This is a genomic window from Pseudomonas sp. B14(2022) (genome assembly GCF_012030485.1).
GTDB lineage: Bacteria > Pseudomonadota > Gammaproteobacteria > Pseudomonadales > Pseudomonadaceae > Aquipseudomonas.
In genome coordinates, this window is the sequence record NZ_JAAUVM010000030.1 from 53,131 (window position 1) to 62,161 (window position 9,031).

Below are 9,031 nucleotides of genomic sequence, written 5' to 3' on the forward strand. Positions count from 1 at the left end.
TTGATGGGGCTCAATAAATGTCGTGTTGGGTGTTGTAGACGTTGAATTTCCCAGTCGGCGTGATCAGGCGCTTGTCGCGGATCACTTGCTTGAGCTTCAAGGTCTTGTCATCGATCACCACCAGCGCCGACTCTTCGGTCTGGCCGTTCCACACCGAGAACCACACCTCGTCACCGGCCTTGTTGTATTCCGGTTGCACCACCCGCAGCGCGCCTTGCTTGATGCCCGAATACTCGGCAATCGGCAGCACGGTGTAGCCCTTGTCCAGCTGGTTGATGTCGAACACCGCCACCGACTGGCTGAGCTTGGCGTCGGGGTTGAGGGTGGTGTCGACGTACAGGTGATGGGAGTTGGGGTGGGTCTTGATAAACAGCGAACCGCCGCCCTGGCCCTTGAGGGATTCCACCTGTTTCCAGGCGTATTGCGGGTGCTTGACCGGGTCGGTGCCGATCACCGAAATACCGCCGTCGCCCAGGTGGCTGGTGGCCCATACCGGCCCATATTTTGGGTGATTGAAGTTGGCGCCACGGCCAGGGTGCGGGGTCTTGCCGACCTCTACCAACGCGGTGAGCTTGCGCTCCTTGGAGTCGATCACCGCGACCTTGTTGGAGTTGTTCGCGGCAGTCATGAAGTAGCGGTGGGTGCTGTCCCAGCCGCCGTCATGCAGGAACGGCGCGGCGTCGATGGTGGTGATGGTGAGGTTCTTGATGTCCTGGTAATTGACCAGCATCACCTTGCCGGTTTCCTTGATATTGACGATGAACTCCGGCCACTCGTGGGAGGCGATGATTGCCGCCACGCGGGGTTCGGGGTGGTATTCCTGCTTATCGACGGTCATGCCCCGCGTGGACACGATCTGCCTGGGTTCCAGGGTTTCGCCATCCATGATGGTGAACTGCGGCGGCCAGTAGGAACCGGCAATCGCGTACTTGTCTTCATAGCCCTTGAACTTCGAAGTCTCCACCGAGCGGGCCTCGATGCCCACCTTGATCTCGGCGACTTTGGTCGGCTCCAGGGGCCACAGGTCGATCATGTCGATCTTGGCATCGCGGCCGATCACCAGCAGGTAGCGGCCAGACGCGGAAATACGCGAGATATGCACGGCGTAACCGGTGTCGATCAGCTTGATGATCTGCTTGGTGTCGCCGTCCACCAGGGCGATCTTGCCGTCGTCGCGCAGGGTGACCGAGAACAGGTTCTGCAGGTTGAGCGTGTTCAGTTGTTTTTTCGGCCGGTCTTCGGGCTTGACCAGCACTTTCCAGGTCTTGAGGGTTTCGGCCATGCCCCATTCCGGCGGGGTGGGCGCGGTGTGCTGGATGAAGGTGGCCATGCTGGTGATCTGCGCCTTGGTCAGCGCGTTGGACGTGCCCCAGTTGGGCATGCCGGCCGGGGAGCCATAGGTGATCAGCGCTTCCAGATAAGCTTGGCCACGGGCCTGGGTGATGTCCGGTGTCAGCGGCTTGCCGGTGGCGCCTTTGCGCAACACACCGTGGCAGCCGGCGCAGCGTTCGAAGTAAATCTGCTTGGAGGCGTCGAACTCAGCCTGGCTGATGTCCGGCGCGCCGGGGCTTTTCACCATCCCGGCCGGCGCGTCGCCATGGGCGTTGATGGGCAATGCGAGGGCCAGGGCGCAGCTCAGGCTGGCAAGACTCAGGACCCAGGGTTTTCTGTTGCGAGTCAGCATTCCATATCTCCTCAGGCAAGACCTTTGCGATGCCCGGCGAAGGCTGGGTAGAGCGCAGGTTCTTAGTGCCAGGCAAGACTATGTTGCAGCGACGCAATGCTCGCTTGACGGCGATCAAGTTTGCCGTTGCACGTGCTTGCCAGGTTGTCGCAGGGGCCCTTAGCGTGGGGGCCGAACCCGTTGCGAGTACGCGTAATGACCGAGCCCTTCTACCAACCGCAGGACAACGAACAGCAGCTGTTCGAACACGCCTGGCGCCACCACCTGCCGGTGCTGATCAAAGGCCCCACGGGCTGTGGCAAGACGCGCTTCGTGCAACACATGGCGCACCGCCTGAACCTGCCGCTGTACACCGTGGCCTGCCACGACGACCTCAGCGCCGCCGACTTGCTCGGCCGCCACCTGATCGGTACCGACGGCACCTGGTGGCAGGACGGCCCGCTGACCCGCGCCGTGCGCGAAGGCGGGATCTGCTACCTCGACGAAGTCGTCGAAGCGCGCCAGGACACCGCCGTGGTGCTGCACCCGATTGCCGATGAGCGCCGCGAACTGTTCCTGGAACGCACCGGCGAAGTGCTCAAGGCGCCGTCGTCGTTCATGCTGGTGGTGTCGTACAACCCCGGCTACCAGAACCTGCTCAAGGGCATGAAACCCAGCACGCGCCAGCGCTTTGTAGCGATGCGTTTTGGTTACCCGCCAGTGGCCGACGAGGAACGCATCGTTGCCCGTGAGGCCGGTGTGGATTCAGCGCTGGCCGCCCAGGTCGTGCGCCTGGGCCAGGCGTTGCGTCGGCTTGATCAGCATGACCTAGAGGAGGTGGCTTCGACGCGGCTGCTGATCTTCACCGCCCGCTTGATCGGCGCCGGAATGCACCCGCGCGAAGCCTGTCTGGCCTGCCTGGCCGAACCCTTGAGCGACGACCCGCAGACCGTCGCCGCGCTGATGGACGTGGTGGATGTGCACTTTGCCTGAACCGCGCCGCCTGCCAGGCGACCTGGCAATGTGGTTCTTCATCCTCGCTGAACTGTCGGTGTTTGCGATCCTGATCCTGGCATTTGCCGTGACCCAGGTGCTCAAGCCCGAGCTGTTTGCCGAAGGGCGCGCACAGCTGGATACCTCGACGGGGTTGGCGATGACCTTGAGCCTGCTGACCGCAGGCTTGTTGGCAGCGTTGGCTGTGCAGCAGGTGCGTTTGGGGCATTCGCGTCGGGGCGCTTGCTTGTTGATGGGGGCGTTGTTGGTGGCGCTGGTGTATGTGGCGATCAAACTCACCGAGTACGCTCACCTGGGCGCTGCCGGACTGGGACTGGAGCACAGCACGTTTTTTACCTTGTACTGGATACTCACGGGGTTTCATTTCCTGCATGTGCTGCTGGGGATGGTGATTCTGGGGTGGCTGGCGTTGCGCTGTTGGCAGCGGGCTTACCGGGTGCCGGGCTTGAGCGGGTTGGAATCCGGGGTGCTGTATTGGCACATGGTGGATCTGGTGTGGGTGGTGCTGTTTCCGCTGGTCTATGTGATTCGCTGAGGTGTGTATGACGGGTTCCCAGACGCTGATCCTGTGTTGGCTGATGTTGGTGGTGCTGAGCGTTGGCACTGTGCTGACGGGGGCATCCGGGTTGTGGTGGGGGGTGTTGTTGCTGGCGGTGGTCAAGGGGTGGGTGATTGTGGATGGGTTTATGGCGTTGCGGCGTGGGCCATGGTTGTGGAGATTTTTGATGCTGGGGTGGGGGGTGGTTGTGGTCGCTTTACTGAGTACATATCCGTTATTTGCGTAGCGGCTGCTTACGAGGCTCGGTATGCCCTCACTCCAGATCAAAAGCCAAGCCGCGGCGGCCTTAGAACCGACCGGAGTTGGGTCTGGTGTACTCGGTAAATGTGGGAGGGGGCTTGCCCCCGATTGCAGTGGGTCAGTACCAAATCCATCAACTGACACTCCCTCATCGGGGGCAAGTCGAATCGTCGCACCGCCCCTCCCACATTTGGATCTCCATCCAGCAGGTAGGCCTCAGCCTGCTTTTGCTCTGCTTTTGCTCTGCTTTTGCTCTGCTTTTGCTCTGCTTTTGCTCTGGCTTTTGATCTTGATCCTGGGCGCCCCGTCAAACACGCTGGCCGAACGCAGGCTTGAATCCGTGGGTAACCCGGCAGGACGCCGGGTTAGCCGTCCTGGGCCAAGGATGGCCCATGACGGCGGCCCACGGATTCAAGCCTGCGTTCGGGCACACCGAGCCTAGGCGAGGTGCCGAGTGTTGGGGCAAGAGCCCCTTTGGTTACTTTGGGCTGGGCCGGCATTCCGGCTCTTTTCCAAAAGTGACCCGCCGTAAGGGCGGAACCCTAAGCCGCCGTTACCCAAATAACGGATATACCCCCAATCAAAAAACCTTGACCCCGATCAAGGGATCCCCACCCCATTCTCCGTAACCTCACTGCATCTTGTGTCTTAAAGCCTAAAAACATCTATATGTAGTGCCTGGAGCCCGGAAAATGCAAAACACGCTCACCCCGTTGGTCAGCACCCGCCTACACAAACGCGACGGCAGCCTGGTCCCCTTCAACGCCGAAAAAATCCACCACGCCCTGACCGCCGCCGGCACCGCAACCGGCGAGTACCAGGAGGCCGACGTCGACCTGTTACTGGGCGCCGTCCTGGCCCGCCTGAGGGGCATCGAACACTTGGACGTCGAACAAATCCAGGACAGCGTCGAACGCGTACTGATGGACGCCGGCTACTTCCTCTCCATGCGCGCCTATATCGTCTACCGCGAACAACACGGCCGCCTGCGTCGCGACCGCAAGACCCTGGTGGAAGTCGCCACCTCGATGAACGAATACCTCGACCGCGAAGACTGGCGCGTGCAAGCCAATGCCAACCAGGGCTACTCCCTGGGTGGGCTGGTGTTGAACGTGTCGGGCAAGGTCACTGCCAACTATTGGCTCGACGAGGTCTACAGCCAGCAGATCGGCCGCGCGCACCGCGAGGCGGATTTGCATATCCATGACCTGGACATGCTCGCCGGTTATTGCGCCGGCTGGTCGCTGCGTTCACTGCTGCACGAAGGCCTCAATGGTGTGCCGGGCCGTGTTGAAGCGGGGCCGCCCAAGCACTTGAGCAGCGCCCTGGGGCAGATGGTCAACTTCCTCGGCACCCTGCAAAACGAATGGGCCGGCGCCCAGGCGTTCAGTTCGTTCGATACCTACCTGGCGCCCTATGTGCGCAAGGATCAACTGAGCTACGCCGAGGTGCGCCAGGCGGTGCAGGAGTTTATCTACAACCTCAACGTACCGTCGCGCTGGGGCACCCAGACGCCGTTTACCAACCTGACTTTCGACTGGGTGTGCCCGGAAGATCTGCGCGAGCAGGTGCCGGTGATCGGTGGTGAGGAAATGCCGTTTGCCTATGGCGACCTGCAAGCGGAAATGGAGCTGATCAACCGCGCCTATATCGAAGTGATGCAGGCCGGCGATGCCAAGGGCCGGGTGTTCACCTTCCCGATTCCCACCTACAACATTACCCACGATTTCCCTTGGGACAGCGAGAACGCCGACCGCCTGTTCGAGATGACCGCGCGCTACGGCCTGCCGTATTTCCAGAACTTCCTCAATTCCGATATGCAACCCAACCAGGTGCGCTCGATGTGCTGCCGCCTGCAACTGGACGTGCGCGAGCTGCTCAAGCGCGGCGGGGGGTTGTTCGGTTCGGCGGAGCAGACCGGCAGCCTCGGCGTGGTGACGATCAACTGCGCGCGCCTGGGTTACCTGTTCAAGGGCGACACCTCAGGCCTGTTGCAACGCCTGGACAGCCTGATGGACATGGCCATGGAAAGCCTGGAGGTCAAGCGCAAGGTGATCCAGCACCATATGGACGCCGGCTTGTACCCGTACACCAAGCGTTACCTCGGCACCTTGCGCAATCACTTCTCCACCATCGGCCTCAACGGCATGCACGAGATGCTGCGCAATTTCACCGGCGACGCGCAGGGCATGCACACCGAAGAGGGCCGCGCGTTTGCCCTCAAGCTGCTCGACCATGTACGCGCCACCTTGCTGCGCTTCCAGGAAGACACCGGCCACCTCTACAACCTCGAAGCCACGCCGGCGGAAGGCACCACCTACCGCTTCGCCAAGGAAGACCGCAAGCGCTATCCGGACATCCTGCAGGCCGGCAGCGACGTCGCGCCGTACTACACCAACTCCTCGCAATTGCCGGTGGGCTTTACCCAAGACCCCTTCGAAGCCCTGGAGCTGCAAGACGAACTGCAATGCAAATACACCGGCGGCACCGTGTTGCACCTGTACATGGCCGAGCAGATTTCCTCGGCCCAGGCCTGCAAGCAATTGGTGCGCAAGGCGTTGGGGCGTTTCCGCCTGCCGTACCTGACGATCACCCCGACGTTCTCGATCTGCCCGGTGCACGGCTACCTCGCCGGTGAGCATGAGTTCTGTCCCAAGTGCGATGAAGTGCTGGCACTTGCCGCTGCGCATTGAACCGATCTTCCAACCCGCAAGGAGATTCACCATGCAAACATCCCAGCCACAACGTCAGCGCTGCGAAGTCTGGACCCGGGTGATGGGCTATCACCGGCCCGTGTCGGCGTTCAATCCCGGCAAACAATCCGAGCACAAGGAACGGGTGCATTTCACTGAAACGGCCGCCGTGGCCGGGCGCCAATGAGTCGAGCGCTACGGGTCGGGGGCCTGGTGCCCCTGACCACCCTCGACTACCCCGGCATGCTCGCCTGTGTGCTGTTTTGCCAGGGCTGTGCCTGGCGCTGTCGTTACTGCCACAACCCGGACCTGATCCCACCGCGCGGCAGCACGGAGGTGGATTGGCGCCGGGTGTTGCTGTTTTTGCAGCGGCGCAAGGACTTGCTCGACGCCGTGGTGTTCAGTGGTGGCGAGCCGACCTTGCAAGAAGGCTTGCCGGCGGCCATGGATGAAGTGCGGGCGATGGGTTTTCGCGTCGGCCTGCACAGTGCCGGGATCAAGCCGGCAGGATTTGCCAATGCGTTGCGCCATGCCGACTGGGTCGGTTTTGACGTCAAGGCGCTGGCCGAGGATTGCCAGTTGATTACCCAGGTCAGGAACAGCGGTGCCGCCAACTGGCGCAGCCTCGACACCCTGTTGGCCAGCGGTGTGGAATACGAGTGCCGCACCACGGTGCATTGGCATTTGATCGACCCCCCTCGGTTGTTGTTGCTGGCCCAGCGTTTGCAAGCCAACGGTGTGCAACGCTTTGCGGTGCAAATGGTGCGCACGGCCAGCATGCTCGATGCGCAATTGTCGAGCTCACCGGCACAGGCCGCATTGCCGGAGTTATGGGGCCGATTGCGCGAATTGTTTCCTGCTTTTGTATTGCGAGGGTGATGCGTGCCCTCAGCGGATTTTTATAGATGCTGCCCATGACGGGCAGGTTTTCATCAGGGAATAGCACAATGAAGCAATTAACCACGGCACAACGCATTGTCATCGGTTTCGCGATTGCGCCGTTGGCGCTGGCCGGCTTGGTGTTTTACGCCCTTCACGACCTGGCAACCCTCAAGCAGCAATCCGAGCAGATCGTGCAGCAGGACTGGCCCAGGATCGCGCCGATCATGGTGATTGCCACCGGGGTGCGCGATAACGGGCGCAACACCCGCGACCTGCTGATCGACCAGGACAACCAACAGGCCCAGGCCTCCATCGGCACCACGCGCGAACGCATCACTCAGGCGTTCGCTACCCTTGAACCGCTGCTCGACACCGCTGAAGGCAAGGCGGCCTATGCCACCTTGAAAACCCACCGTGAGGCCTACGTGGCGGCCTTCACCCAGGTGCAGGCGCTGATCCGACAGGGCGCGCGCGAGCAGGGCCTGGCCCAGCTCAAGCAACAGGTGATGCCCGCCGAGTTGGAAGTGTTCAAGAGCCTGGATGCGTTGATGGCCATGCAAGGAAGGCTGTTCGCCGAACGCGAGCAGGCCGCGCAAATCCTCTATGACGAGGCCCGACGCAATATGCTCGGGCTGTTCCTGCTGTGCCTGGCCCTGGTGGTGGCGGCGGCGGTGATCGTCACGCGCAGCGTCACCCGGCCGCTGGGCGGCGAGCCGGATGAGGTGGCGCGGGTGTTGAGCCACATCGCCGAGGGTGACCTGACCATCGAGGTGCCGTTGGGCAACAGTATCGACGGCAGTGTGATGCGCAATCTGCATCAGATGCAGCAGAACCTTAACCAGATGGTCCGGCATATCGCGGCGTCGGTGGACGGCGTGGCCAGTTCGTCGGAAGAGTTGAGCGCGGTCAGCAGCCAGACCAGCAGCAGCCTGCAGTTGCAGGGCCAGGAAATCGAACAGGCCGCCACCGCGGTGAATGAAATGACTGCCGCCGTCGACGAAGTGGCACGCAATGCCGTGAGCACCAGCGAAGCCTCGCGCCTGTCGGAGCAGACCGCCCAGCGTGGACAGGCGCAGGTGCAGGAAACCGTGGCGTCGATCAACACCTTGGCCACCGGTGTGGTGGAAACCTCGGAGCGTATCCAGCAACTGGCCGGCCGCGTGCAAGACATCAGCAGCGTGCTCGAAGTGATCCGCAGCATTGCCGACCAGACCAACCTGCTGGCGTTGAACGCGGCCATCGAAGCGGCCCGCGCCGGGGATGCCGGGCGAGGTTTTGCGGTAGTCGCCGATGAAGTGCGCGCACTGGCCCATCGCACCCAGACCTCGACCCAGGAGATCGAGCAGATGATCGGCAATATCCGCCAGGACACCGAACACGCCGTGGCCGCCATGCACAGCAGCAGTGAACGGGTACAGGCGACCTTGAACGTGGCGCAACGCTCGGGAGAGGCGCTGGGCGAAATCACCCGGTCGATCTCGCAGATCAACGAACGCAATATGATGATTGCCAGCGCCACCGAAGAACAGGCATTGGTGGCGCGGGAAGTGGATCGCAACCTGGTGGGCATTCGCAACCTGTCGCAGCAGGTGTTGCAGGGCGCGATACACACCGAAACGGCAGGGCACGACCTGGCCGGGATGGCGGGGACGCTGCATCAGACGGTGGCGCGGTTCAAGGTGTAACTTCGGCTGGTGCGGTCAAAACTGTGGGAGGGGGCTTGTTTCCGTGGCGGCCTTCGGGCCGACCATGTCGTTGGATTTGATTGAGTACATATCCGTTGCTGCGGTCACGGCCACTTAGGGTTCCGCTCTTACAGCGGGTCACTTTTGGAAGAGCGCCAAAAGTAACCAATGGACTTGTTCCCTCAAAACGTACGCCATGAAGCGAGTGTTAAGCAGTTTGCTTCAGTTGCTTTGCGTAGTCATTAGGTGAGCTGTATCCCAGCGCCGAGTGCAGCCGTACCGCGTTGTAAAACCC

At 61.8% G+C, this 9,031-nt stretch carries 8 protein-coding genes; 7 read left to right on the plus strand and 1 reads right to left on the minus strand.

The features are described from left to right. Positions 1-10 precede the first annotated feature (10 nt). Entirely contained in the window at positions 11-1,579 is a 1,569-nt protein-coding gene (gene nirS, locus HCF10_RS28565) for a nitrite reductase (protein ID WP_237683199.1), read from the minus strand. Between the two features lie 300 nt (positions 1,580-1,879). Between nirS and HCF10_RS28570 the strand changes: the two genes are divergently transcribed. The 7 genes from HCF10_RS28570 to HCF10_RS28600 all read left to right on the plus strand — a co-directional run bounded on the left by HCF10_RS28570 (position 1,880) and on the right by HCF10_RS28600 (position 8,736). After that, positions 1,880-2,656 carry a CbbQ/NirQ/NorQ/GpvN family protein gene (locus HCF10_RS28570; protein WP_167656881.1) on the plus strand — a complete coding sequence of 259 codons (777 nt, stop codon included), beginning with the start codon at positions 1,880-1,882 and terminating at the stop codon, positions 2,654-2,656. Beyond that, positions 2,640-3,212, plus strand: a complete 573-nt coding sequence (locus tag HCF10_RS28575) for a cytochrome c oxidase subunit 3 (RefSeq protein ID WP_167656882.1) — start codon at positions 2,640-2,642, stop codon at positions 3,210-3,212. The genes HCF10_RS28570 and HCF10_RS28575 overlap by 17 nt, the downstream gene beginning before the upstream one ends. 43 nt (positions 3,213-3,255) lie before the next feature. Next, positions 3,256-3,462, plus strand: coding sequence for a cytochrome C oxidase subunit IV family protein (locus tag HCF10_RS28580; RefSeq protein WP_306100955.1), 207 nt, complete (start codon positions 3,256-3,258; stop codon positions 3,460-3,462). A 706-nt stretch (positions 3,463-4,168) separates the two neighbouring features. After that, positions 4,169-6,169 carry a ribonucleoside triphosphate reductase gene (locus tag HCF10_RS28585; protein ID WP_131699968.1) on the plus strand — a complete coding sequence of 667 codons (2,001 nt, stop codon included), beginning with the start codon at positions 4,169-4,171 and terminating at the stop codon, positions 6,167-6,169. Positions 6,170-6,200: 31 nt separating this feature from the next. Further along, positions 6,201-6,356 (plus strand): anaerobic ribonucleoside-triphosphate reductase, encoded by a 156-nt coding sequence (gene nrdD, locus HCF10_RS31735; RefSeq protein WP_027607168.1) that lies wholly within the window; start codon positions 6,201-6,203, stop codon positions 6,354-6,356. Further along, complete coding sequence (locus HCF10_RS28595) at positions 6,353-7,048, plus strand: anaerobic ribonucleoside-triphosphate reductase activating protein (RefSeq protein WP_131699969.1); 696 nt, start codon at positions 6,353-6,355, stop codon at positions 7,046-7,048. The genes nrdD and HCF10_RS28595 overlap by 4 nt, the downstream gene beginning before the upstream one ends. Positions 7,049-7,116: 68 nt before the next feature. After that, positions 7,117-8,736, plus strand: coding sequence for a methyl-accepting chemotaxis protein (locus tag HCF10_RS28600; RefSeq protein ID WP_167656883.1), 1,620 nt, complete (start codon positions 7,117-7,119; stop codon positions 8,734-8,736). Positions 8,737-9,031: the final 295 nt, after the last annotated feature.